The 24,935-nt window shown below is 47.6% G+C and carries 22 protein-coding genes; 10 read left to right on the top strand and 12 right to left on the bottom strand.

Annotation, left to right across the window (positions count from 1 at the left end):
* Positions 1-92: 92 nt before the first annotated feature.
* Positions 93-2,654 (bottom strand): EAL domain-containing protein, encoded by a 2,562-nt coding sequence (locus JQX58_RS04935; protein WP_204145685.1) that lies wholly within the window; start codon positions 2,652-2,654, stop codon positions 93-95.
* 331 nt (positions 2,655-2,985) lie between these two features.
* On the opposite strand from JQX58_RS04935, the gene JQX58_RS04940 reads away from it, so the two are divergent.
* Positions 2,986-3,309 carry a hypothetical protein gene (locus JQX58_RS04940; protein WP_204145686.1) on the top strand — a complete coding sequence of 108 codons (324 nt, stop codon included), beginning with the start codon at positions 2,986-2,988 and terminating at the stop codon, positions 3,307-3,309.
* A 20-nt stretch (positions 3,310-3,329) separates the two neighbouring features.
* Here JQX58_RS04940 and JQX58_RS04945 read toward each other — a convergent pair whose 3' ends face one another.
* A complete protein-coding gene (locus JQX58_RS04945) occupies positions 3,330-4,601 on the bottom strand; it encodes an amidase family protein (protein WP_204145687.1) in 1,272 nt (423 codons plus the stop codon).
* A 26-nt stretch (positions 4,602-4,627) separates the two neighbouring features.
* The gene (locus JQX58_RS04950) at positions 4,628-5,443 is read right to left on the bottom strand and encodes a helix-turn-helix domain-containing protein (protein ID WP_204145688.1); all 816 of its coding nucleotides are present in this window, start codon (positions 5,441-5,443) and stop codon (positions 4,628-4,630) included.
* 195 nt (positions 5,444-5,638) lie between these two features.
* Between JQX58_RS04950 and JQX58_RS04955 the strand changes: the two genes are divergently transcribed.
* The 4 genes from JQX58_RS04955 (at position 5,639) to JQX58_RS04970 (ending at position 10,077) form a co-directional block, all read left to right on the top strand.
* Positions 5,639-7,054: an alanine/glycine:cation symporter family protein gene (locus JQX58_RS04955; protein ID WP_204145689.1), complete on the top strand. Its 1,416-nt coding sequence runs from the start codon at positions 5,639-5,641 to the stop codon at positions 7,052-7,054.
* A gap of 71 nt (positions 7,055-7,125) precedes the next feature.
* Positions 7,126-8,529, top strand: coding sequence for an aspartate ammonia-lyase (locus JQX58_RS04960; protein WP_204145690.1), 1,404 nt, complete (start codon positions 7,126-7,128; stop codon positions 8,527-8,529).
* Between the two features lie 16 nt (positions 8,530-8,545).
* Complete coding sequence (locus JQX58_RS04965) at positions 8,546-9,565, top strand: asparaginase domain-containing protein (protein ID WP_204145691.1); 1,020 nt, start codon at positions 8,546-8,548, stop codon at positions 9,563-9,565.
* A gap of 113 nt (positions 9,566-9,678) precedes the next feature.
* Entirely contained in the window at positions 9,679-10,077 is a 399-nt protein-coding gene (locus JQX58_RS04970) for a DUF2721 domain-containing protein (RefSeq protein ID WP_204145692.1), read from the top strand.
* Positions 10,078-10,123: 46 nt separating this feature from the next.
* On the opposite strand, the gene JQX58_RS04975 is transcribed toward JQX58_RS04970, so the two are convergent.
* Genes JQX58_RS04975 through JQX58_RS04985 form a run of 3 tightly spaced genes read right to left on the bottom strand, consistent with a single transcriptional unit; the run spans position 10,124 to position 11,584 of the window.
* The gene (locus JQX58_RS04975; RefSeq protein ID WP_204145693.1) at positions 10,124-10,324 is read right to left on the bottom strand and encodes a CPXCG motif-containing cysteine-rich protein; all 201 of its coding nucleotides are present in this window, start codon (positions 10,322-10,324) and stop codon (positions 10,124-10,126) included.
* 3 nt (positions 10,325-10,327) lie between these two features.
* Positions 10,328-10,687 (bottom strand): VOC family protein, encoded by a 360-nt coding sequence (locus tag JQX58_RS04980; RefSeq protein WP_204145694.1) that lies wholly within the window; start codon positions 10,685-10,687, stop codon positions 10,328-10,330.
* A gap of 12 nt (positions 10,688-10,699) precedes the next feature.
* Positions 10,700-11,584, bottom strand: a complete 885-nt coding sequence (locus JQX58_RS04985; protein ID WP_204145695.1) for an EamA family transporter — start codon at positions 11,582-11,584, stop codon at positions 10,700-10,702.
* A 179-nt stretch (positions 11,585-11,763) separates the two neighbouring features.
* Here JQX58_RS04985 and JQX58_RS04990 point away from each other — a divergent pair, with 179 nt between their 5' ends.
* On the top strand, positions 11,764-12,162 hold the full coding sequence (locus JQX58_RS04990; protein ID WP_204145696.1) for a GtrA family protein: 399 nt from the start codon (positions 11,764-11,766) through the stop codon (positions 12,160-12,162).
* Here JQX58_RS04990 and JQX58_RS04995 read toward each other — a convergent pair.
* Complete coding sequence (locus JQX58_RS04995; protein WP_204145697.1) at positions 12,152-13,186, bottom strand: pirin family protein; 1,035 nt, start codon at positions 13,184-13,186, stop codon at positions 12,152-12,154. The two genes, JQX58_RS04990 and JQX58_RS04995, sit on opposite strands and share 11 nt — an antisense overlap.
* A 230-nt stretch (positions 13,187-13,416) precedes the next feature.
* On the opposite strand from JQX58_RS04995, the gene JQX58_RS05000 reads away from it, so the two are divergent.
* The 4 genes from JQX58_RS05000 to JQX58_RS05015 all read left to right on the top strand — a co-directional run bounded on the left by JQX58_RS05000 (position 13,417) and on the right by JQX58_RS05015 (position 18,793).
* Complete coding sequence (locus tag JQX58_RS05000; protein ID WP_204145698.1) at positions 13,417-14,973, top strand: methyl-accepting chemotaxis protein; 1,557 nt, start codon at positions 13,417-13,419, stop codon at positions 14,971-14,973.
* 181 nt (positions 14,974-15,154) lie between these two features.
* The gene (locus JQX58_RS05005) at positions 15,155-16,441 is read left to right on the top strand and encodes a 2-hydroxycarboxylate transporter family protein (protein ID WP_204145699.1); all 1,287 of its coding nucleotides are present in this window, start codon (positions 15,155-15,157) and stop codon (positions 16,439-16,441) included.
* Positions 16,442-16,511: 70 nt separating this feature from the next.
* Positions 16,512-18,119, top strand: a complete 1,608-nt coding sequence (locus JQX58_RS05010) for a sensor histidine kinase (RefSeq protein WP_204145700.1) — start codon at positions 16,512-16,514, stop codon at positions 18,117-18,119.
* The gene (locus tag JQX58_RS05015) at positions 18,116-18,793 is read left to right on the top strand and encodes a response regulator (protein ID WP_204145701.1); all 678 of its coding nucleotides are present in this window, start codon (positions 18,116-18,118) and stop codon (positions 18,791-18,793) included. Before JQX58_RS05010 ends, JQX58_RS05015 begins: the two co-directional genes overlap by 4 nt.
* Before the next feature lie 77 nt (positions 18,794-18,870).
* Here JQX58_RS05015 and JQX58_RS05020 read toward each other — a convergent pair whose 3' ends face one another.
* From JQX58_RS05020 to odhB, 5 genes are all read right to left on the bottom strand, one after another.
* On the bottom strand, positions 18,871-19,329 hold the full coding sequence (locus tag JQX58_RS05020; RefSeq protein ID WP_204145702.1) for a hypothetical protein: 459 nt from the start codon (positions 19,327-19,329) through the stop codon (positions 18,871-18,873).
* 378 nt (positions 19,330-19,707) lie between these two features.
* Positions 19,708-20,580 (bottom strand): succinate--CoA ligase subunit alpha, encoded by an 873-nt coding sequence (gene sucD / locus JQX58_RS05025; RefSeq protein ID WP_204145703.1) that lies wholly within the window; start codon positions 20,578-20,580, stop codon positions 19,708-19,710.
* A 2-nt stretch (positions 20,581-20,582) separates the two neighbouring features.
* Positions 20,583-21,749: an ADP-forming succinate--CoA ligase subunit beta gene (gene sucC, locus JQX58_RS05030; protein WP_204145704.1), complete on the bottom strand. Its 1,167-nt coding sequence runs from the start codon at positions 21,747-21,749 to the stop codon at positions 20,583-20,585.
* Positions 21,750-21,835: 86 nt separating this feature from the next.
* Positions 21,836-23,275 (bottom strand): dihydrolipoyl dehydrogenase, encoded by a 1,440-nt coding sequence (gene lpdA, locus JQX58_RS05035; protein ID WP_204145705.1) that lies wholly within the window; start codon positions 23,273-23,275, stop codon positions 21,836-21,838.
* A gap of 81 nt (positions 23,276-23,356) precedes the next feature.
* The gene (gene odhB / locus JQX58_RS05040) at positions 23,357-24,934 is read right to left on the bottom strand and encodes a 2-oxoglutarate dehydrogenase complex dihydrolipoyllysine-residue succinyltransferase (protein ID WP_204145706.1); all 1,578 of its coding nucleotides are present in this window, start codon (positions 24,932-24,934) and stop codon (positions 23,357-23,359) included.
* Position 24,935: the final 1 nt, after the last annotated feature.

Raw genomic sequence — 24,935 nt, forward strand, 5'->3', positions numbered from 1 at the left:
CAATGGGAACCGATTTAGCTAAGTCAAAACACTTAGCTGAGGACATTCTAAACCAAGCAATAAAAAGCACCTAGTGCTCTAGGCTAAACTGTTTAGTAAGCACCAATAGCTGAACGATTGGTGGTACCGTCCACCCAACGTTCGAGCTCCGCTGGATTTAATGGCTTTGAAAACAGATAACCCTGAGCGACATGATAGCCCTGCTCTCTAAGCACATCTAATTGCGCCGTATCTTCGATTCCCTCAGCCACCACGTCCAACTCCAGACTGGTGCCGATTTGCAGTACTGCGCGACTTAAAGCTCGGCTTTTACTGTCATGTTCAAGCTCAGTAACAAAGCTGCGATCGAGCTTTAGCTCCTTGATCGGAATTTTGCGTAGATAACTGAGACTGGAGTAGCCAATACCAAAATCATCAATCGAGAAATGCACCCCTTTAGCATGCAGCTCGTGCAGTACTTTCATGGTGGTTGGGTTGGTATCCAAAAGCACATTTTCAGTCAGTTCAAGGGTAATATCCTTGGGTTTGAGGCCATGGCGGGTAATTTCATTCATTACCCAGTCACACAACTCTAAGTTGTGAAAATTGATCGGCGACAAATTCACCGAGACTGTCGGAATCGGCATCTGTTGTTGGCGCCAAATGGATAACTGGCGACACGCTTCGGCTAAAGCCCAGCGACTTAGTTCACTGATCAGACCACACTCTTCTGCTAAGGGGATGAATTGGCTTGGCGAAACGCTGCCAAATTTAGGGTGTTCCCAGCGCGCCAGAGCCTCAACACCATACAATGAACCATCTTTAATGCGGATCTGTGGTTGATACACCAAGGTTAATTGGCAGGCTCGGATGGCTTTTTTTAGCGCCGCTTCTAGCGCTTGTTTTTCTTGCGCTAGCTGGTTGAGTTCATGACTGAAGTAGGCAAATCGACCACTGCCTGACGCTTTGGCTTGATACATCGCCATGTCGGCACGATGCAATAATGTTCCTACATCATAACCGTCATCAGGGAACAGGCTGATACCAATGCTGGCACTTGGAAATATTGTTTCACCCGCAATCGACAGTGGTTTACATAAGGATTGTTTGGCTTCTTCAACAAATTGAGCAATTGCCTGGCGATCTCGATCTAACGTGAGAATCACAAACTCATCCCCCGAGAGTCGCCCAAACACTTCATTAGCGCCGCAAACCGCGCGGATGCGATCGGCTATGTGCATGAGTAGTTGATCCCCAGCAGGGTGTCCTAAGGTGTCATTGACGTGCTTAAAGCGATCCAAGTCGATAAATAAGACACCCAGCTTATGATTGGCTTTAATGGCTTCTGCGAGTAATTGTTCGGCTTTGGCATGCAGCATACTGCGATTGGGCAATTTAGTCAGACTATCGTAATACGCCAGTTCTCGAATGTTTTGCTGCTGCTCTTCACGTTCGATCGCCAAGGCACAAATAGGCGCTAAGACATCGATCAACACTTGATCTAACTGTGTCGGCTCTTCACACTCTTTGCGCGAAAAAGCGATCACACCGATGACTTTTCCTTGCTGGTTTTTAATTGGGGTAGACCAGCAACTTTTCAGTCCATACGGCGCCATGATGTGCTGATAATCCTGCCATAAAGGATCGTCGCCAATATTAGAAACCACTACCTGCTCGCCACGGTATGCGGCCGTACCTGAAGAAGCAACGCCTTCGCCGATGGCAATATCGTTCAAGGTCTTTTTATAGCTATGGGGTAGTTTGGGCGCGGCAAGCAGTCTTAAATGATTGCGCTCATCGACTTTAAACACCGCAGGATACAAGCCTTGATCAATGGCACTGGCTTCTTGACAGGCGGTTTCCATAATCACTTCGAGTGGCTCGTCATTGGCAATCGATGACAACACTTTCGAATGAATCACTTGGTGCAATTTCGAGGCGGTAATTTCTGAAAAAATCGTCACCATGTGAGTGAACTCACCGTGATCATCAAACACCGGATTGGCGGTCACAGAACACCACATTTTACGACCATCTGCGGTACGCAATAGCTCTTCAAGTTTAATCGATTGACCTGAGCGGATCGCTCGCCGACTAGCAAGTGTGCGTTCTTCATCGAAGTACGGCGCAATAATGGCACTCGGCGTTTTCCCCAACATAAACGCTTCGCTGTAACCTAATAACTCTTCAAAGCCATGATTGACGTAAACGACGCGCCACTCGCTGTCGGTGATAAAAATGGCATTATCAGTACGATCTGCAACCAGTGATAACATCTGCGTACGCTTTTGCTCAGCGACTAAATGTGTCACGTCTTTGACAAATGCGGTGTAGAGAATTTTGCCGTCCATTTCCACCTTAGAAATGGAGAAGGTACCCCAACGACGGGTGCCATCTTTGCGGATAATTTCTATGTTGCGGCTGGCACCAACAATTTTATCGATGCCCGTTTCGCGATTGGCATTAATATAATCATCATGATTGGGTTTAATATGATCGGGCACCAAAATTTTAACGTTTTGATTCAAGACTTCTGCTTGCGAATACCCCCATAGTCGTTCCGCTGCTTTATTAAACAAAATGATATTGTTGTGGGAGTTGATGACAACCACGCCATCAATGGCCTGCTGCAAGGTTTGGGTAAAGATATCCGACAGATGATCTTGTTCTGGCATAGTCCCTCTTTAAAGACAAGTCATTCCTTTTAAACTTATGCGAAGTTTACCTTATATCGGCCACGGTACTACCCTCTTAAATCAAGCATTTAGGCTTTTACACATTAGTCAACAAAGTAATAAAGCCTAAATCTGCTAGGTATTTCAGGTAATAGCCCGTACTATAAGTCTAGAATGAGCACGTGTTCTAATGTCGCTCAGTCTGTTCTATACCTAATTTTCTGTGTAATTCTGAGATTTAATACTTTAAATGAATGACTTATCCCATTTAGTTAAATCATTAGCCTATTCACTAACGGTAGTGCCTGCATCGAGCCGATGTATAGACGCTTTGGCTCAACATCATGAATACAAAACTGACCTAGAGAAATGGCATAAAGGGGTTGCGCGCCATCGCAGTGGTGGCTATGACTTAGAGACCAAACAGTTACCAACCGAAAATACCTGTTTAACCATTTTAGATCGCATTCAAACTGGCCAACTAAAGATCCTCGAGCTACAAAAGTCTTGTAACCTGCTGACCGAGCTTGAGAAAACAACGCTACTGCATTTTTTAGAGGATGTACTTGAGCGCATGCAACAACGTGCTGACGCGGCTCATGCCATATTAGAAGAGATGGCTAAGCAAGGCATCGGTGTTAACGATTTAACCTGACACCCTGCTGTAGACTAACCTTATTGCGCGCCACCAATTAGACGCTCTACCTGTGCTGCAAGACTTAACAAACGAGCGTCTTGCCCAGATTGCATGGTCAACATTAATCCTACCGGCTGCTTCGCATTAGCTAGCGGCAATGAAATACTGCAACCATCAATCACATTAGCAAAGGTGGTATTACGTAGGCATAACAGGTTGATCCGATCAAACGCTTCATCGCTTTCAAAGTCTGTCATTTTAGGGGGCAGACACGCTACGGTTGGCAATACAAATACACTGTTTGAGTAAGCTTCCCGTAACCTTGCGATAAGGTTATGACGCTGAGTTTCGGTGTTGGAGAAGGCTTCATCACTCACCTCAGCGCCTCGTTCGATACGTTTGCGTACCCGTGGATCAAGTTTGCTACTGCTTAAATCAAACTTTTCTCCGTAGTAGCGGCGACTTTCAACCGCCGAGAATTGCCACACTGGGATCTCTTTGTATTGTTCAAGCTCTGGGAGAGCACGCTGCTCTAGCGCCACGCCAGCCGCCTTTAACTGATCAATAGCAGCATTAAATTGCGCTACTACAGACGCATCAGCGTCATCAAAACCAAAGTTTTCGGGCACGAGCCACTGAACGCTTTCAAGTGGCACATCTTGGGCAGCGCTGTCTTGCGCTAATACTTGCCACGCTACTTGGCAATCTGCCACGCTTTTGGTTATTACACCGACACTATCAAGTGTTTGAGATAAGGGCATGCAGCCTTGTTGCGGTGTGCTGTTGCGACTGGGTTTAAAGCCCGTGATACCACAAAATGCTGCGGGAATTCGTAGTGAACCACCGGTGTCCGTGCCCAAGGCAATATCCGCCATGCCTTGCGCTACTGTGACAGCGCCGCCACTGGTCGAGCCACCCGGGATAGCATCAGGTAGCGACGGGTTGGCAGGCGTGCCAAAGTGTGGATTCAGCCCTACTCCTGAGTAAGCCAACTCCGTCATATTGGTATGCCCGAGTAAGCTCGCCCCTGCTTGTTGCAGGCGGGCCACAGCCTCAGCTGACTGAGTAGCTGGCTCTTGACCTAGTAGCAAAGAGCCAGCCGAGGTGCGCTGGCCTTTGACATCAAAGTTCGCCTTGATACTAGCTATAGCGCCCTCTAATGGTCGCGGCGCTGCACTCGACTCCTGGGGAGCTTGCACTACTTCAAAACGCTCTATAAAAACACTGTCTTGCGCCTGCGCTAAACGATCTTGAACCGAATGCCAGTGTGTCTGCCAGTCTCGTGTCTGCCATGTGGGAATAGCTGTCATAAAGACTCCTTAACCGATTAGTGTGCTTAAAAGCGTGCGCGAAAGTGCCACTCACCTTCTGCGATATCGTTTTGGATGGACTGACGAATATCCTCGTCAATATGCTCATCATCAAAATCATACAAGCCTAACAAAGGCATGACTTTATTGCGCTTGATCTCTTTACCAATAAACTCTAACACCACACGACTGCAACACGGCATACGCTCCCCGCTACCCGACACGCCCAAACGTAGCCCAGTTAAACGGTCGATACGGTTTTTAAAGGTGGGATACAGGATCGTTTGCGTCATTTCTAAGTTGGTCAGGGTTTCGTAGTCGTGCAGAAAAATACGATCCCCTAAAAACTGCACCACGCCTTTGTACATGCCATGAAAAGGTTTGCCGCTTTTACGTGGGCTCATACGCTCAGTACGTTGGTAATAGGTTTTACCTTGTTGGCGCTCGATGCAGACTAGGGTGCGCAAGACCTTACCTGGGTAGGCCATCGACAAATAATATTCAAAATAATACCCGACGTATTTTTCGATGCCGTTTTGCCCCACCCCGTTTAGCTGATCAAAGTATTGCTGCTCCGGCGTATTAGCTTGGACGGTTTCTTGTTCAGCGATGGGACGAACTTGCAACAGGCGCCGAAACTGGCCATGCGGTAATAGGATCTCGTGCTCTTCTACACCAAAGAAGTCACAAATACGGCGCAGAGTACTGTTAGAGGGAAAGGTAGTGCCACTTAGATAGCGGTTAAACTGCGGCCGATTGACCGATAAACGACGGCACACTTCGGCAATGGATTTGTAATAACTGCAGAGTAACCTTAGGTTCTCTGGAAAACTGTCGTTCATAAGCCCCCCTGATCTGCGCAAATCTTAGCGCTTAACCTCGTGTAGTTAAACCTATTAATTAGCGCTAACTGACTCTATTAAACCATCTATTAGCATCATAGTTAACCAAGTTACAAAATCCCATTTTTGATGACGATTGGTTTCAATAGGCGCCCTGATCCAAATAACTACAATCACATCAGTTAGGAGTTCCCTATGTTAGCCTTCCTCAGCGACTTGCTCTGGAGCAAAGTGCTCATTGCATTCTTAATCGGACTGGGCATCTGGTTTACCGTTGCCTCTCGTTTTGTCCAATTCCGTTACTTTGGCAATATGTTCAGCATTTTGTCCTCCAAAAGCCGTCAGCACGACGAGCAACATTTAAGTTCCTTTCAAGCCTTAGTGCTGTCTGTCGCAGGGCGCGTCGGTGGCGGTAACATCGCTGGTGTCGCTGTTGCGATTACGTTGGGTGGTCCTGGCGCGATTTTCTGGATGTGGATTGTTGGCTTAATGGGCATGGCGACCAGTTTCTTCGAATGTACGCTGGCGCAGACGTATAAGTCTTCTGAGGCCGATGGCACTTACCGCGGCGGTCCAGCCTACTACATCGAGCGTGGCCTTGGTAAACATTGGAAATGGCTGAGTGTGCTGTACTCAGTATTGCTGTTTGCCACCTTTGGTATCGCTTTCACTACGTTACAGTCTTATTCGGTCGCGACTTCGCTAGAAGATGCTTTTGGCATCCCACTTTATTACAGCGGTATCGCTCTGGCGCTCGTGGTCGGCTTGATTATCTTCGGTGGTGTGAAGCGTATCGCTCAAGTGGCTGAGATTTTGGTGCCCATCATGGCCGGTGGCTATCTACTGATTGCCTTGATCGTCATTGGTCTGAACTACGCAGATATTCCTGCCATGCTGAGCTTGATCGTGAAAAGTGCCTTTGGTCTAGAGCCAGCCATCGGTGGCGGCATCGGTGCGGCGATCATGATGGGGGTAAAACGCGGTCTGTTTTCCAACGAAGCGGGGCTTGGTAGCGCACCTAACGTGGCCGCCGTGGCGTATGTACCTCACCCTGCTAATCAAGGCATCGTGCAATCGTTCTCGGTATTCATCGACACTATTCTATTGTGTACCTGTACCGCACTGATCATCTTACTAGGCTCTGCTTACGACCCTTCGATTGCGCAAGACTCCGTCCAGGGTGTGGCGTTGACCCAAGCTTCATTGGCGACGCATATGGGTGAATGGGGCCGTATTTTTGTCAGTATCGCGCTACTGCTGTTTGGCTTCTCTACGATTTTGTACAACTACTATTTAGGCGAAAACAGTGTCAGCTATGTAACTCACAGCGGCAACAACGATTTCATCATGAATGCATTCCGCGTGGTCATTATTTGTCTATGTTGCACAGGCGCCATGCTAGATCTAGGAACAGTGTTTGCCTTTGCCGACCTAACTATGGGCTTGCTGGCACTGGTCAACTTAATCGCCTTGGCGATGCTGTTTAAACCGGCTAAGCGTGTGATGCTGGACTATGAAAACCAGCGTAAAGCAGGTATCACTACGCCTACATTTGCCGCTGAAGATTTCTCTGATCTTGAACTAGATGAGACCGCTTGGCCGAAACGCTAAGTCCTTTGTCCTTTAACCACCTTTGGCGTGTCGTGTTTCGGTAGCATGGCACGCCTTTTTTAGGATTTGTTATGAATACTCGTTCTGAATACGATCTACTGGGCAACTTAGACGTACCTGCTGATGCTTACTATGGCATTCAAACGTTACGTGCAGCACAAAACTTTTCTATTACCGGTGTGCCGATCTCGCACTACCCTGAGCTGATCCGCGCATTAGCGATGGTCAAAGCCGCAGCGGCCCGTACCAACCAAGAGTTTGGTCTGATGTCTGAGGCCAAAGCAGATGCTATCGTTTACGCTTGTCATGATTTGATCAACGGCCAGTATCACGATCAGTTTATCGTGGACGTCATCCAAGGCGGTGCTGGCACTTCGACCAATATGAATGCCAATGAAGTCATCGCAAACATTGGCTTAACCAAGCTTGGCCATAAATTAGGCGATTACCAATACCTACACCCTAATGACGATGTGAACCGCTCACAGTCCACAAATGACGCGTACCCGACGGCGGCATGCTTAGGCATCCAATTTGCCGCGGATAACTTTATCCCGGTGTTGGCGTCATTAAAGTCGGCGCTAGAAAGCAAAGGCCAAGAGTTTGCCAAAGTCTTGAAGATGGGACGCACACAGTTGCAAGATGCTGTGCCGATGACGCTTGGCCAAGAGTTCGATGCCTTTGCCGTCAACTTAGGCGAAGACATCGATCGCATTAAAGAAGCCTGCGCGTTGCTGTGTGAAGTCAATTTGGGTGGTACTGCCATCGGTACTGGTATTAACACGCCTGAAGGCTTCGCTGTTAAAGCGGTCGAAAAGCTCGCTATCATCTCGAAAAAGCCGATGGTCCCAGCGGCTAACTTGGTTGAAGCGACGTCGGATATGGGTGCATTTGTGTTCTTCTCTGGCATTTTAAAGCGCTTGGCGATTAAATTAAGTAAGATGAGCAATGACTTACGCTTACTCTCTAGTGGCCCGCGCACCGGTTTTGGTGAGATTCGCCTGCCAGAGATGCAACCCGGCTCTTCGATCATGCCAGGTAAGGTCAACCCTGTGATTCCAGAGGCGATGAACCAGACGGCGTATCAAGTAATGGCCTCTGACCTGGCTGTAACACTGGCAGCCGAAGCTGGCCAATTACAGTTAAACGCCATGGAGCCAATGATCATTTATAACCTGCTAAACTCAATTAAGATGCTAAAGCAAGCTTGTGAGATGATGGAACATAAATGTATCCGCGGCATACAAGCCAACGAAGACGCTTGTTTGGCACACGTTGAAAACAGTATAGGTATTATCACCGCGCTGGTGCCACACATTGGCTACTCGACTTCGTCGCGGATTGCACGCCAAGCATTGCTTACTGGCGCAACCGTGAAAGCCTTGATCTTAGAACAAGGCATACTGTCCGAAGAAGAGATGAATGAGCTGCTAAAACCAGAAAATATGATCGCGCCCACTCGTACCGCGCACTGATCAGCAAGGAGATCATGTGACTCAAAAACTGTTAATCATTTATACCGGTGGCACCATCGGTATGACGCAAACGGAGCAGGGCTTAGCCCCTGCTCCTGGGTTGCAAACACGCATTGAAGAAGCGTTGGGTGAAGGCTTAAATGATTTACCATTGTTTGACTTATTAGAACTGTCGCCATTGATCGACAGTTCCAATATCACCCCCGCTAACTGGCAAGCGATTTACGATACCTTGCAACATCATTGGTCAAGTTATGCGGGGTTCGTCATCTTGCACGGCACCGATACCCTTGCCTACAGTGCTTCGGTGTTGTCTTTTATGCTGGGACAATGCAATAAAAACGTGGTGATTACTGGGTCACAGATTCCACTTGGCATGAGTCGTAGTGATGGCGCTACCAATATCGAATCAGCACTTGCCATTGCTGCGGAGCCAAGCTTTGGCATGGTGTCGGTGCTGTTTCATCATACGCTGATGCAAGGTAGCCGAGTGACTAAGTTTAGTAGTCATGACTTTAAGGCTTTTCAGTCATTTAACGCAGAGCCACTTGCTAAGCTTTCGATTCATAAGCAATTTAATGGCACTTGCTTTAATAATGATGCGGCCTACACCCCAGTCGTTAGGGATTATGAATTTCGCGACGGGGCGGTAGCCGTGTTGCCGCTGTACCCAAGCTTACCCCGCTACGCTTACGAGGGCATGCTGCACAGTGAGCAGTGTCAGGCGGTGATTCTTCAAACCTACGGCGCAGGCAATATTGCCGATATGAATACGGATTTTGTCGACTTTTTGGCCGCATTACAGCGCCAACAAAAGATTGTCGTCAATGTCACTCAGTGTGCCCACGGCGGCACGGCTCAAGGCACTTACGCTGCCGGCTCGTTGCTTGAAAAGCTCGGCATTTTGGATGGCAAAGACATGACCCTAGAAGCCGCTTACGCCAAGGTCCACTGGTTGCTTGCACAAGGTTACGACTACGACTCGATCACACAACAGTGGGCGCATGCCGTCATTGGAGAATTTACCGAAGCCTAATCAGTTTCGATAGTTACAATAGGCCCAAGGGCCACAAAATTCAGCATGGTAGGTTGATTCACCATCCACCATAGAGGATGATTTAGGTTCCACTGCCCCATTGTGAGACCGTTATGATTATTTCCCTCACCACTCCTGCCATGCTGTTTCCCGCGGTGTCGCTACTCCTGCTAGCGTACACCAACCGCTTCGTTACCTTGGCGTCTATCATTCGTAATTTTGATCCAGAGAGTGATAGCGAAAACACCCAAGCCCAGATCGCCAACTTGCGTCGTCGCATCTATTTAATACGCCGCATGCAAGAAGCAGGCGTCATCAGCTTTTGTTTATGTGTGGTGTCGATGTTGGCCCTTTACTGGCAATATGAAACTGTTGGCGGGTATATTTTTGCGGGCAGTTTGGCTTGCTTGTTGTATTCGCTGTTTTTATCGGTCCGCGAAATTAATATCTCATGCGATGCGTTGGATGTGCACCTGAAGAACTTTAAGGTGGATTTTAAGCATAAGCGCTGAATAAGTTAGGCGCACAAGCGGCGCCTAACTTGTCTTTAACGCTTGGCTAAAATAACTCATTTTCACTGCGCACTGAGAGGGTTGGCTCGCCACTCCAGCTAATCTCTACGTGAAACACGATTGGCCGACAGCACACTTGGCAATCTTCGATGTATTCGTAGCTTTCATCAAGCACTTCGATGACCACCTCAATACTTTCGCCGCAATAAGGACAGCCTACGTAGGTGCTTTGTAATGCCTCGTTCATTTACTACTCCTTAACTTTGGGCTCAGACCACACTGCCCATTCATTGCCGCATGGATCGAGAAAATGGAAGCGTCGGCCACCTGGAAACTCAAAGATGGGTTGCTCAATAGTCCCACCCGCTTGCTCAACATCAGCCAGCGTCTGCTCCAGCTCGTTTGCATAGAGCACAATCAGTGCGGCGCCTGTTTGCGGTCTTGAGGTAAAGTCAGCTCGAAAGAAGCCGCCCTTTACGCCCGCGTTGGAAAACGCTGTGTATTCTTGACCGAAGTCTTCAAACTGCCAACCAAACACCTGAGCAAAAAAACGCTTATTAAGAGCAAGATCTCGTGCTGGTAACTCAACATAATTAATCTGCTTATCCATGGTGATCCTCGGTTAAATCGTGGCGATGGTGACCAGAATAACACTGCCCAGTATCATACCACCACCAAACCATTGCTGGGGCGTGACACGCTCATTGAAGCGACGCTTTGAAAAGTACAAGGTACCTAAGATCTCAGCTTGCCCTAATGTCTTTACGAGCGCAGGATTGACCAATGCAAAGCCTGTAAACCAGCCGATCGAGCCTAAGGAACTTAATATGCCGACCTTCCAGCTTAGCGCTACCGAGCGATTGATCGGCGCTTTCAAATCCTTACTCATAATGATTTGTATGGCGCATAAAATCAGCGACTGAAGCGCCAGTACATACCAAAGCGTCACCCCTGCACTGGTAATAATCGACCCCGTCAATGAATGACTTGCCAGTGCCGCCGTCACAGATGTGACCGCAAAACACAAACCACTACCGAGCCCTGCAATCAACGAAATGTCTTTATGGGCGCGGCGTAAATTTTCTAAGCGCAGACTCATCACTAGAGCGCCCGCAACGCCCAGAATGATACCTAACCAAGCCGTTCCATTAAGAGCGTGGTGCAATAAGGGAATACCAATCAAAGCCGCTAAGACTGCTTCCGTTTTGGCAAGTAAGGTGCCTAAGGCGAAGCTACCTGATTGAAACACGCGCAACATTAAATAAGTAGCTAGCACTTGGGCAATCGCACAGACACTGGCGTAAACAAAAAACAAGCCGTTGTCGCCTAGGCGAACACCACCCAATAACAGCCAACACACCAGCAAATATAAGCTCACCAACGGCAAACCGTATAAAGAGCGTGCCATGGTGGCATGCAAAAAGCCTTGTTCTTGAGAAAGTGTTTTTTGGTAAGCGGTACGCAAGGATTGGCAAGCCGCGGCAAATAAGGTGACAAAGATCCACATGTCTTGAAGGTTCCAAAGGTAAGAAAGCGATGGCGCAGAGCATGCGCTCTCAATATGGATTTGTAAAAAGAATAATTAGAATTTTTAAGATTCCCTTAAGGAATACCTGCTAGTGTAGTATTTGCATCTTCAAATAATTTTATTCACTATCACGTCATCTCAATAATCGAACAACTTCCATGACTAAGCAGTTTGTACATTTCGGCCTCGTCGGCTTTTTTGGTTTTTTAATCGATGCTGCTGTCTTGTGGCTAGCCTCTCATTGGCTTTCCTATCCGAGCGCGAGGGCTCTGTCCTTCTGGGCTGCAGTGACGTCTAATTGGTGGCTGAACCGGCTGTTTACATTTAAGACGGCGCCACATCAAGAACGCAAACATCATCAATGGGGTAAGTTTTTATTCGCTTCTATGATTGGGTTTGTTCCCAATTGGGGGGTCTTTACAAGCTTGATGTGGCTTGCCCAGCCAAGTGGTCTTGCTGAGCAAGCTTGGTACCCTTACTTAGCGATGATGCCTGGCGTCCTTGCTGGCATGCTCATTAATTTTGCTCTGGCGAAATGGTGGGTATTTAAGGCTTAGGCTGCTCAAGTGTGCCATCAGCATGCTTGGCAAAACGTTTTTTCTCTAGCCCATGAGTTTGGTCATTGTCAGACCATGGCCAACCACCGAACTGTGTACGCTGAAAATCAGCAAACGCTTGCTGCAGCTCTTGTCTTGTATTCATAACAAAAGGCCCATGCTGCTGAACTGGCTCATCGATTGGCTTACCTTGCAGTAATAAGAAACGTGACTTCTGTTCGCCGTTAACAAATGCCACCTCACGATCACTGGCCAGTACTAGAGCTTCTTTGGGCTGAACCGTCTCACCCTCTAAGGCTGCGCTATCACCTTCGAAAAAATACACCGTACGATTAAGACCTGCTGATGCCGCTGGCATGGTCCATTGTGCATTAGGCTCCAGATCAATAATCCATATCGCTACTTCATTACGCGCATCAGCGGCCCAAGAATTAGGCGGTGGCGCGACAGGCGTAATATGCTCTTGATTAGGCGTCGTGTATTCCCCTGCGACCACTTTGATTTGCGTCGTACGGCCTTGCGCATCAGCGACTTTCGCAATCGGCGTATCATCGTTCCATAGCATGGCAAAGTGTGGTTCGACCATTTTGTCTTTGGCAGGTAAGTTTAACCAAATCTGAAACAGTTCTAACGGATTGTCTTGGTCGTCGTAGACGAGCGGGAACATTTCCGAATGCTGCACACCTTTACCCGCCGTCATCCACTGAGTATCCCCTTCGCCATAGCGCCCTGCTGCGCCCATAGAATCGGCATGATCGACAAAGCCTTCATTGACGATGGTGACCGTTTCAAAACCTCGGTGTGGGTGGGCCGGAAAACCAGGTATTTTACTGCCATGATACATACGCCAATTATTAATGCCGGCGAAGTCTTGGCCAATGTTGCGCCCTGCCAATGAGGCGTCAGGGCCAAGCTGACCATTGCCTTTAGGAAAGCGGTCATCATGGAAGGCGCAAAATAAGAAAGGATCAAATGTCGGCCAAAACATTTCGAGTTTCAGGCGTTGCATAATAGGACTGGACATACAGGTCTCCTTATTAGACTTTATGCATAAAGATTACCTTAACCCTGCTCGAGTTTCGATCTAAGCAGCCACAGTTCCACACTCTGTACTGCATCTAATACGCCCTTGGACACTGCACCTTAGTTAAGACGGAGACTAAGACTTTCGTCTGATTGGTTCAGGTATTAGTTGACCCCCTCTGCGCAAATATAAAAACTGTCAGAAAATAATAAATCAATGGAGAGTACCTAATGGTGCGTACATGGATCGCTACTTCACTGATGCTGGCTGCATCTTTTTTGGCTGTATGGCTCACCTCAGTGCCTTTGTGGTTTGCCCTGCTAGCAAGTGCGATATGCGCGCTAAACGGTGTCATTGCGATAGTCAGTCATCAGCAACACTTCTCAAAGCTTAAAGACAACACCACCGCAGCCCCTACCAGCACCAGTAAAATTGCTGAACAGGTTACGGCTACAACTTCAAAAATGGCCATTGGCGCTGCTGAAGTCTCGTTTGCGGTAGATAGCTTAACAGGCAATATCAAACACGTTGAAGACAATAGCCAACAGATTAGCCTGGCAACGACGGAGTTGTCTGAGACTAGCCAACAACTGTCCAGCAGCATTAACGCGGTTAATCAAGCGATGGAGCAGACTGCTTCAGCCGCGACTCACTCAGAGCAACAACTACGCCATGGTGCTAATCAAGTGGTTGCTTTGTCTCAATCAGTCGATCAAGCCGGCCAACAGCTAGCCCGTTTAAAGCAAAGTGCAGACGACATAGAAACGATCACTGATGTCATCAAAGGCGTGTCTGAACAAACCAATTTGCTGGCATTAAATGCAGCCATCGAGGCAGCGCGTGCCGGTGAACAAGGGCGTGGGTTTGCTGTCGTCGCTGATGAGGTGCGAGCACTAGCAGGTAAGAGTGCCGATGCCTCACAGCAGATCGCGGATATGCTTAATGAAGTACGTGACAACACCCTGAAAACACGAGCAGATATGGATAAAGTAACCGCTCAAAGCAGTGACTTAAAAAATGAGCTGATGGCTATTACTGATTCCTTTACTCACATATCCCATCAAGTCCAAACAGTGTCACAGTCTGTATTAGAGTTGCGGCATTCTAGCCATCATTTACAAGCAACGAGTGTACAGATCAACGACGCCATTGATGATATCAGTGCCAGCTTAAGTTCACTGTCGAATCGAAGTGTTACCCTATCTCAGCAAGCCAGCACCTTAAGCAGCGGCAGTGAGGCGATCTTCTTATCACTCAATGGTATTGAACATACTAATTTTTTCAGTAATACGCTCAAAGTGGGACGTCATGCGGCAAAACAAATCGGTAACTTATTTGAATCCTTAATCGCGCAAGGCAACATCAGCGAAGCGGATTTGTTTGCGCAACAGTACATACCGATTGCAAAGACCGACCCAACAAAGTATCACACGGCTTATGACCAGCTTACTGACCAATTTTTACCTGACATTCAAGAGCCCCTGCTGGAGCAGAACAAGGACATTCTGTACGCCGGTGCGGTAGACACTAAGGGCTACTTCCCCACTCACAATCGCTGTTATAGCCAGCCTCTCACAGGAGATTATCAGACAGACCTGATGCAAAACCGTACTAAACGGATTTTTGATGATGCAACGGGGCGCCGTTGCGGGGCGCACACTGATGACTTTCTACTGCAAACCTACAAACGTGACACAGGGGATATTTTGCACGACCTCTCCATTCCTATTTTTGTAAATGGCAAACACTGGGGGGGATTTAGAATCGGTTTTAAAGCTCAGTATTAAAACTAAAATGCGCAAATAGCATTGATTTTGTGCGTTTATTGACTAAATAACCGCCAAATAATGCATTACATAAGTTACAAAAGGATCGTTTACTTTCTTAAGTGATATGCAGTCTTCTGTCTCTGCCAGAGATTGGTAGACTGCCCAGCTTATAATAATCACAAACTAGAGAGTATCCTCCATGATTAATAACGAAGCATTACCTTCGAACGACCAGCGTGAGGTCAAAATTGTCCTATTGATCGCTGCTTTCGTTATCCTGTTGGCAACATTCTTTAACCAGCTTCCTGGTGGAATGATCGGTGCCCTAGGCGCCATGGTCATTGTTGGCTTTATCCTGAACTACCTAGGTGACCGAACACCTATCATTAACCAATTTTTTGGTGGCGGCGCTATCGTCGTTATCTTTGGTTCTTCTTACTTATTCCATAGTGGCTTCCTAGCCGGCGAAATCGAACAGCAAATTACCACGTTTACTAAGAGCGGTGGCTTCTTGTCTTTCTATGTTGCCAGCCTAGTGACCGGCTCTATTTTAGGCATGAGTACAGAAACGCTGAAAAAAGCCGCGCTGAAGTACATTCCTGTTATTTTAGGCGCTGTAGCGGTTTCATTCCTGTTTGCTGGTGTGATTGGTCTATTCTTTGGTAAGAACCTATTTGAATCCTTGATGTTGATCGCTTTGCCTATCATGGGCGGCGGCATGGGTGCAGGTGCGGTACCTCTAGTTGAAATTATGTCTGGCCGCACGGGGCTTGATGCAGCGTCGCTGATGTCACAAATGGTGCCAGCGTTAGCGATTGGTAATGCTGTGGCGATCGTGATTGCAGGTCTTTTAAACAAAGTCGGTCAAATGAAACCAAGCTGGACTGGCAACGGTGAACTGATCCGCGGCGATGCACCAGACATTACCGATTCGTCTAAACCAGGCGAAGCGCTGGATGTGAAGAAACTTGGCATGGGTGCTCTGATTGCCATCAGCATGTTCTTCCTAGGCACACTATTGTCTTCTGTGATTGCTATGCACACGTATGCTCTGATGATCTTATCGATTGCTATCATCAAGGTGACTGGTCTCATGCCTGAGCGTTTAGAAAAAGCGGCGCATGCTTGGTACACCTTCGTTGTGGGCAACTTAACACCAGCGCTATTGGTGGGGATCGGTGTGGCGTACACAGACCTTAACCAGATCATTGATGCACTAACACCTATGTACTTTGTGATGGTCTTTGCAACGGTGTTGGGCGCAGCCGTCGGTGCCGGTTTGATCGGTCGCGTTATGGGCTTCTACCCGATCGAATCCGCTATCACTGGCGGCCTATGTATGGCCAATATGGGCGGTACGGGTGATGTGGCCGTGCTGGCAGCCAGCAAGCGCATGCAGCTGATGCCTTTTGCACAGATCTCATCACGTATTGGCGGAGCCTTTATGTTGATTTTGGCAACCTTTGCCATTCAACTCTTAGCCTAATCCATCCACGGATTTAGAAGAGCCCCTATCGGGGCTCTTCTTGCTTCCTTATAATGCTAGGTATTCGCATATGATCGCTAATACCATGACTCTAAAATCCTATCTTAAAGCCATCGTTCTCATCACCATTACTCTGATAATGGCGATATCGGGCGTGCTATTGGTCGTTGTCACCCAACAAACCTACATCGATGGTGTTAGCCAACGCGGTATTGAGTTAGCCAAAGTCATTGCTAGCGATGAAGAGATCATCACTGCAGTTAAGCGCTCCAATCAGGGGCAGCTTGTCAGCCTACAAGCAACCATCGAGCCGTTACGCTCCAAAACCGATGCGTCCTATATTGTCATTACCGATGCCAATGGCGTCAGACTAAGCCATCCACTAGCAGAACGTATTGGACGCCCTTTTAGTGGTGCAGATATTTGGCCAACACTGGAAACCGGCGTAGCTCGAACCACATTCGCCACCGGCACCCTCGGGCCAGCCATCCGCAACTTCGTGCCCATCAAAGACCAAGGTCAAGTGATCGGCGCCATTAGTATTGGCTATCTAGAGCAATCCGTCGCGGATTTACTGTTTACATATTATATCGAAGCTATCATTTGGCTCGGTGTGATTTATGTATTGGCTATTGCATTAACCCTTTCTCTGCTCAGCAAGCTAAAGCGTACCTTTTTGGAGTACGAGCCTGAAGAAATCGTACAGCGCTTTAAACAGCACAGCGTGCTGCTAAATGGCATTCGTGAAGGCATTATAGCGATTGATAAAGAGCATAAAATTACAGCTATCAACCCTACCGCCAGCACTTGGTTAAACCCAGAGCTGGGCCAAAAAGAATTTATTGGCACCCCTCTTGAAAGCCTATCCAGAACCTTGGCACAGCTAATTCATGAGGCACTTTTGAAGCGCCATAAAAAAGTAATCAAATTGGGCAGACACGAATTTGCGGCGACCCTTTACCCATTAAATGAAACCGAGCATACGGGCTATTTGATCGTACTAAACCACGAACAAGATATGTCTGAATTGGAGCAAGAGCTGACTCGACTCACCGCTTATACACACCAATTGCGCGCAAAGACGCACGAGCACAATAATAAGCTCAATGTGGTATCTGGACTACTACAAGCAGGCAAAACCAACGCTGCGATCGAGTATTTACAACAAGAAAGCGATCACCATCAGTCTATGCTAGGCAATCTTGTACGTACTATTGAGAACAGCCCAGTCGCAGGAATGCTACTATCCAAGTATAATTATGCCAATGAACACGGTATTACCTTTACCTTAGACGAAGACAGCCAGCTTAAGCATTATTCACAGTCGGTAAATGACGACTTAATCACTTTGCTTGGCAACTTTATTGATAACGCTTTTTACGCCGCTGAGGCCAATCGAGCGCAACATTCACCCCACATAACGTTGTTTATCAGTGATCGAACATCCTATTTAATGATCACAGTAGAAGACACTGGAGCCGGCATTGACGACGATATTGCCGACTACATTTATGACTTAGGGGTTAGCAGCAAACCGCAACAAACCGAGCACGGTGTTGGACTATATTTGGTCAGCAACATCGTACGTCGTTATGGCGGTAGCCTTGATTGGGAACGTAGCGAGCAAGACACAACAGTGTTTAGCGTGTATTTAGACAAACGAGAGCTAAAAGAATGACGCAGTATACAGTTTTAATTGTTGAAGACGATCAGCAAGCGAGCTACACACTGGAACAAGCAGTTAACCAGCACCCTTTATTTAAGGTTATTGCTGCAGCCGAAAGCGCCGCTGAAACACATGGCCTACTAGGGCAAATGCCAGATCTTGTATTATTGGACATCAGTTTGCCCGATGGCAATGGTATGGATTTGCTGCGCACCATGCGCCAGCAGGGAATCACCTCCTCAGTTATCATGACCACCGCGGAACGAGAATCCACCACGGTGGCAAACGCCATCCAGCTTGGTGTCATCGACTACTTAGTCAAGCCGCTACGACTGTCACGTGTGCACCAAGCACTGAATGACTTCGTCGCCTTTCAAACCAAGCTTGAGGAGTCGAATCAAATCGATCAACTACAGATCGATGATTTAATGGGCAAAAACAAAGCCCAGCTAAAAGCTCGTAAAACGCCTAAGGGAATTGACTCAACCACCCTTTCGACCATGATTGCACATATCAAGGCGCGTAAAGAGCCATTTTCAGCCCAAGAGATTGGTGACGAATTAGAGTTAAGCCGTATCACCGCACGCCGCTACCTTGAGTACCTTGAGGAGCAAGGCATGGTCAGCATGACTCTCAATTACAATACTGGTGGTCGCCCAAAACAGCTCTATCATGTCATTGGCTGATCGTTAGCTTAAAACAAAAAGCCCGCCCTCAACAACGTTTGAGGGCGGGCTTTTTGTTAATAGGTATATCTAGGAGACTAGTTAAGCGTCTCAAGTGATGCGTAGCGAGTAGTAGACGAAATATTCACCGCACGCTGTAGCGCTTCTGGCGTTTGGTAAACCTGCGTCATGAATTGCTGGTCTTGTACCTGCTTTGCATCCAAGTATTCGTTATCGACTAACCAAGTCTTCATGGCTTCTTGGTCTAGACGACCATCTGGCAAGGTCATCTTTTGCATATCTTCGTCAGACATTTGCGCTACGGTTCCACCTGGCAAGTAGATCGCACCCGTAACAAAGTCAACGCCAAAGGCCACCACGCCTGGCACAAACCAAAGCAATAAACCCAAAGCATCTAAAGCGACGACACCTAAGTCTAATTTACCACCTGTCTGACCTTGACGTTCTGGATAGATAAGTGTGCCACAAGCCGCCAGCTGGGATGCAATCAAAGACCCAACAACTACCTTAGTTACCCCTTTTGATGTCACTTTCATCACTCTCTCCTTTTGCAAATTGATATCTTACATTTTGCTTTATAAATAAGAGTTATCAAGCTGATGGAGCAACTTGGCTTTTGTTTGCCTGTTTTTGGCACATTAACCGGCAAAGCAAACAATTTAATGACAATTCACTTAGCCTAGATTACTGGCCACCCAGAACCATTTCGTGAGATCCAATGCCGCCGCGCTTAGCATCACCATACCAAACAACTTCATAATGATTCCCTACTCTTTTTTATCAGGAGAACATCATACCGAGCTATGCATGCTTTGCATTTCAGTTTGCAGTTTGCTGACAGTTATTGCCTTTTTAATAAAAAAATCCCCGCCAAAGGCAGGGATTTCGATCTCAAGCGGTGCTCTATAATAAGCTTACCAGCCAGTGATTTCCTGAAGTGCGTCACCGATCTCAGCTAGCGAACGCACAGTCTTCACACCAGCGTCTTGCAGTGCAGCAAACTTCTCATCAGCGGTACCTTTACCACCAGAAATGATCGCACCAGCATGGCCCATACGCTTACCAGCAGGAGCCGTCACACCTGCGATGTAAGACACAACAGGCTTAGTCACGTTAGCTTTAATGTAAGCCGCCGCTTCTTCTTCGGCCGTACCACCGATTTCACCGATCATCACGATCGCTTCCGTTTGTGGATCGTTTTGGAACATTTCTAGAACGTCGATGAAGTTCGTACCTGGGATTGGGTCACCACCGATACCAACACAGGTAGATTGGCCGTAGCCTGCATCCGTTGTCTGCTTAACCGCTTCATAGGTCAAGGTACCAGAACGCGATACGATCCCCACTTTACCTGGCTTATGGATGTGACCAGGCATGATACCGATTTTACACTCACCCGGTGTGATCACACCTGGACAGTTAGGGCCGATAAGGCGAACGCCTAGCTCGTCACACTTCACTTTACAGTCAAGCATATCAAGTGTTGGCACACCCTCAGTGATACAAACGATTAGCTTGATGCCAGCGTTCGCAGCTTCAAGGATTGAGTCTTTAACAAAAGGAGCGGGAACGTAGATAACAGATGCTTCAGCACCAGTCGTTTCAACCGCTTCTTTAACGGTGTTAAATACTGGTAGACCAAGGTGCGTTTGACCGCCTTTGCCTGGTGTCACACCGCCGACCATCTTAGTACCGTAAGCAATCGCTTGCTCAGAGTGGAATGTGCCTTGACCGCCAGTGAAACCTTGGCAGATGACTTTGGTATCTTTGTTGATTAAAACAGACATTATTATTTGCCCTCCGCAGCTTTTACAACTTGTTCAGCTGCGTCTTTTAGACTTGATGCAGCAATGATATCCAGACCAGAGTTTGCTAGAACTTCACGGCCCTTCTCTGCGTTAGTACCTTCAAGACGAACGACTACAGGCACATCTACGCCCACTTGCTCGACCGCACCAATGATACCTTCAGCAATCATGTCACAGCGTACGATCCCACCAAAGATGTTAACCAGTACGGCTTTGACATTGCTGTCAGACAAAATAATCTTGAATGCTTCAGCAACACGTTCTTTCGTCGCGCCGCCACCTACGTCTAGGAAGTTAGCTGGTTTACCACCGTGTAGGTTTACGATATCCATCGTTCCCATTGCCAGACCCGCACCGTTGACCATACAGCCAACGTTACCGTCTAGTGCAACGTAGTTAAGCTCCCACTGAGCCGCATGGGCTTCACGCTCATCTTCTTGAGATGGGTCGTGGAATTCTTGCATTTTCTTCTGACGATACACAGCGTTGCTGTCGATGTTAATCTTACCGTCTAGACAGTGAAGATTACCTTCGTCAGTGATGACTAGAGGGTTAATTTCTAGTAGAGCGAAGTCGTAGTCATGGAACATCTTTGACAAACCAAGGAAGATCTTAGTGAACTGCTTGATTTGGTCAGAGTTAAGACCCATTTTGAAAGCCATTTCGCGTGCTTGGTATGGCTGTGCGCCCACCAACGGATCGATTTCTGCTTTATGGATCAGCTCAGGCGTCTCCTCGGCAACTTTCTCGATCTCAACACCACCTTCAGTAGATGCCATAAATACAACGCGACGAGTAGAACGATCCACAACAGCGCCAAGATACAACTCGTTAGCAATGTCTGTGCAAGATTCAACAAGGATTTTCGCGACTGGCTGACCATGTTCGTCAGTCTGGTAAGTGACTAGGTTTTTACCTAACCAGCTTGCCGCAAACTCTTTTACTTCATCCAAAGAATCAACAAGTTTTACACCACCTGCTTTACCGCGACCACCTGCGTGCACTTGAGCCTTAACGACCCACTTGTCTCCACCAATTTTCTTCGCTGCTTCCACTGCCTCTTCTGGCGTGTCAACTGCATGCCCTGTAGATACTGGCAGGCCATATTCAGCAAAAAGCTGTTTCGCCTGATATTCGTGTAAGTTCATTTGATTCTTCCGCTCATTTTATTAGTTAAATTAAGCTCTGCCCTCAGACAGAAAATTGCCGGCTCATGGCCGGCAAATCGAATTTCTTACTTGCGTTTACGGTTTGCAACGTGAATTGCATGACCATCGACAGCTAAGGCTGCTTCATGCACTGCCTCACTGACCGTTGGGTGAGCAAAGACAGTGAGAGCAATGTCTTCGGCGGTTGAGCCGAACTCCATTGCGATAACTGCCTGAGCGATCAAGTCAGCCGCATGGCCACCAATAATGTGGCAACCTAAAATACGATCTGTCTCTTCGCACGCTAGCATCTTCACGAAACCGTCGGTGTCATTGGCAGCCATAGCGCGACCAGATGCTGCAAATGGGAATTTACCCACTTTGTACTTCACACCCTCTGCTTTAAGCTGTTGCTCATTTTTACCGACCCATGCAATTTCAGGGTGCGTGTAAATAACAGAAGGAATGCAGTCGTAATTCATCTGAGCTTTATGACCAGCAATGATATCAGCAACCATCACGCCTTCTTCAGACGCTTTATGCGCTAGCATTGGGCCGCGCACGATGTCACCGATCGCAAATACACCTGGTACGTTTGTACGACATTGGTCGTCAACAAATACGAAACCGCGCTCATCAAGATTAACGCCAGAATCGCCTGCAAGACAACCGTCAGTGAAAGGTTTACGACCTACTGCAACGATTAGTTTGTCAAAGGTCACAGTTTGCTCTTCACCTTTCGCATCAAGGTAAGTCACTTCTACTTCGTTACCATTGATGTTACTACCTGTTACGCGTGCACCTAGACGAATGTCTAGACCTTGCTTTTTGAAGATTTTCGCTGCTTCTTTGCCTAGATCTTGGTCGCAAAGGCTTAAGAACTGCTCTTGCGCTTCTAGCACAACGACTTCTGAACCAAGACGTTTCCAAACCGAGCCAAGCTCAAGACCGATAACGCCGGCACCGATAACACCAAGACGCTTCGGTACTTCACGGAACTCTAGCGCACCTTCGTTATCAACGATGATGTCTTCAGTACGTGGTGCTGGTGGAATGTTAACTGGCACAGAACCCGTCGCAAGAATCACGTTGTCTGCTTCTAGTGTTTCCACCGAACCATCGTGTGCAGTGAATTCAACTTTTTTGTTCGCTAGAAGCTTACCGAAGCCTTCAAAGCTTGTTACGCCGTTGGCTTTAAATAGACCAGCGATACCGCCAGTTAATTGATCTACAATTTTGTCTTTACGGTTGATCATTGCATCAACGTCCATAGAGACTTCGTTGATACCGATACCGTGAACTTTGAACTCTTCTTTTGCATCATGGTATTTGTGCGAAGAATCCAAAAGCGCTTTAGAAGGGATACAACCTACGTTCAGACATGTACCACCAAGACGAGGCTTGTCTTCTTTATCAAGCCATTTTTCGATACACGCTGTTTTTAGGCCCAGTTGCGCCGCGCGAATTGCCGCTACGTAACCACCTGGACCACCACCGATTACAATTACATCAAATTTATTAGACATAGGATTTATCCATTGTTGTTTGTTGGGGCGTTATGCGCCCCAACAAGTTTTACTCTTACACTAAAAAGTGGGTACTTTTTATTAGATTTCAAGCAGTAGACGTGCAGGATCTTCTAAAAGCTCCTTGATGGTAACAAGGAACTGCACTGCTTCTTTACCATCAATCATACGGTGATCGTATGAAAGGGCTAGATACATCATTGGTTGAATCACAACTTGGCCATTAACTGCCATTGGGCGCTCTTGGATTTTGTGCATGCCCAAGATAGCCGTTTGAGGTGGATTCAAGATCGGCGTAGACAATAGAGAACCGAAGATACCGCCGTTCGTAATTGTAAAGGTACCACCCTGCATGTCGTCCATGCCTAGTTTACCTTCACGGCCACGAACTGCAAAATCCATGATATTAGATTCGATATCCGCAAGGCCCATCGCTTCAGTATTACGTAGTACTGGTACCATTAGGCCACGATCAGTCGATACTGCTACACCGATGTCTTGGTAACCATGGTAAACCATGTCGTTGCCATCAATCGATGCGTTTACTGCTGGGAAGCGTTTAAGAGCTTCTGTTGCAGCTTTAACAAAGAATGACATGAAGCCAAGCTTAGTGCCGTTGTGCGTTTTCTGGAACAAGTCTTTGTACTTGCTGCGCAGTTCCATCACAGGACCCATGTTCACTTCATTGTAAGTGGTAAGCATGGCAGCTGTTTGCTGTGCTTCTACTAGGCGTTTAGCGATCGTTGCACGTAGACGCGTCATTGGTACACGCTTCTCAACACGACCCTCGTCACCTAACGCAGGCATAGAAGCGCCTGTCGCCGCTGCTTTAGCCGGAGCAGATTCTGATTTAGCAGACGAAGCTGCAGGTGCTGCAGCAGGCTTGCTTTTCACAGCAGCATCAACGTCTTCTTTAGTAATGCGTCCACCTTTACCAGTGCCTTTTACTTGCGCTGGCGTTAGGCCTGCTTCAGCCATAGCTTTGCGAGCTGCAGGGCCTGCAACAGCATCTTCATCACCTTCTTCTGCTTGAGCAGGCGCTGCACTTTCTTGTGCAGGGGCCGCTTCTTCACCGGCAGCACCCACTGCGAAGTTCGCCAGCACTTCTTCGGACAATACCGTATCACCTTCGGCTTTAACGATGTCAGCAATCACGCCATCTGCAGGTGCTACTACCTCAAGCACAACTTTGTCAGTCTCGATATCTACGATGTGCTCATCGCGCTTACACGCTTCGCCTGGCTGTTTGTGCCACGCAGCAACCGTACCGTCAGCAACTGACTCAGGGAAAGTAGGTGCTTTCACTTGTACCGTTTCTTTGGCTGCTGAGGCAGCGGCTGCCTTAGGCGCTTCTTCAGTTTTTGCTGGTGCTTCTTCTTGCTTAGCTTCTGAAGCAGCGTCGTCAGACGAAGACGCTTGCGCACCTGAATCAAAAGTGGCCAGCACTTCTTCACTCAAAACGATATCGCCTTCGTTCTTTTTGATTTCTTTGATCACACCATCTGCTGGTGCAACCACTTCAAGAACGACCTTGTCAGTCTCGATATCAACAATGTGCTCGTCGCGCTTGCACGCTTCGCCTGGTTGTTTATGCCAAGTAGCGACAGTGCCATCCGCTACAGATTCTGGAAAAGTAGGTGCTTTAATTTCAATACTCATT

The organism is Marinomonas ostreistagni (genome assembly GCF_016888445.1).
Taxonomy (GTDB): Bacteria; Pseudomonadota; Gammaproteobacteria; order Pseudomonadales; family Marinomonadaceae; genus Marinomonas; species Marinomonas ostreistagni.

Coding starts and splice junctions, on each gene's coding strand:
- JQX58_RS04935 (WP_204145685.1), bottom strand. CDS start 2,654: ATGCCAGAACAAGATCATCTGTCGGATATCTTTACCCAAACCTTGCAG.
- JQX58_RS04945 (WP_204145687.1), bottom strand. CDS start 4,601: ATGACAGCTATTCCCACATGGCAGACACGAGACTGGCAGACACACTGG.
- JQX58_RS04950 (WP_204145688.1), bottom strand. CDS start 5,443: ATGAACGACAGTTTTCCAGAGAACCTAAGGTTACTCTGCAGTTATTAC.
- JQX58_RS04955 (WP_204145689.1), top strand. CDS start 5,639: ATGTTAGCCTTCCTCAGCGACTTGCTCTGGAGCAAAGTGCTCATTGCA.
- JQX58_RS04960 (WP_204145690.1), top strand. CDS start 7,126: ATGAATACTCGTTCTGAATACGATCTACTGGGCAACTTAGACGTACCT.
- JQX58_RS04970 (WP_204145692.1), top strand. CDS start 9,679: ATGATTATTTCCCTCACCACTCCTGCCATGCTGTTTCCCGCGGTGTCG.
- JQX58_RS04975 (WP_204145693.1), bottom strand. CDS start 10,324: ATGAACGAGGCATTACAAAGCACCTACGTAGGCTGTCCTTATTGCGGC.
- JQX58_RS04980 (WP_204145694.1), bottom strand. CDS start 10,687: ATGGATAAGCAGATTAATTATGTTGAGTTACCAGCACGAGATCTTGCT.
- JQX58_RS04985 (WP_204145695.1), bottom strand. CDS start 11,584: ATGTGGATCTTTGTCACCTTATTTGCCGCGGCTTGCCAATCCTTGCGT.
- JQX58_RS04990 (WP_204145696.1), top strand. CDS start 11,764: ATGACTAAGCAGTTTGTACATTTCGGCCTCGTCGGCTTTTTTGGTTTT.
- JQX58_RS04995 (WP_204145697.1), bottom strand. CDS start 13,186: ATGTCCAGTCCTATTATGCAACGCCTGAAACTCGAAATGTTTTGGCCG.
- JQX58_RS05000 (WP_204145698.1), top strand. CDS start 13,417: ATGGTGCGTACATGGATCGCTACTTCACTGATGCTGGCTGCATCTTTT.
- JQX58_RS05005 (WP_204145699.1), top strand. CDS start 15,155: ATGATTAATAACGAAGCATTACCTTCGAACGACCAGCGTGAGGTCAAA.
- JQX58_RS05010 (WP_204145700.1), top strand. CDS start 16,512: ATGATCGCTAATACCATGACTCTAAAATCCTATCTTAAAGCCATCGTT.
- JQX58_RS05015 (WP_204145701.1), top strand. CDS start 18,116: ATGACGCAGTATACAGTTTTAATTGTTGAAGACGATCAGCAAGCGAGC.
- JQX58_RS05020 (WP_204145702.1), bottom strand. CDS start 19,329: ATGAAAGTGACATCAAAAGGGGTAACTAAGGTAGTTGTTGGGTCTTTG.
- sucD (WP_204145703.1), bottom strand. CDS start 20,580: ATGTCTGTTTTAATCAACAAAGATACCAAAGTCATCTGCCAAGGTTTC.
- sucC (WP_204145704.1), bottom strand. CDS start 21,749: ATGAACTTACACGAATATCAGGCGAAACAGCTTTTTGCTGAATATGGC.
- lpdA (WP_204145705.1), bottom strand. CDS start 23,275: ATGTCTAATAAATTTGATGTAATTGTAATCGGTGGTGGTCCAGGTGGT.
- odhB (WP_204145706.1), bottom strand. CDS start 24,934: ATGAGTATTGAAATTAAAGCACCTACTTTTCCAGAATCTGTAGCGGAT.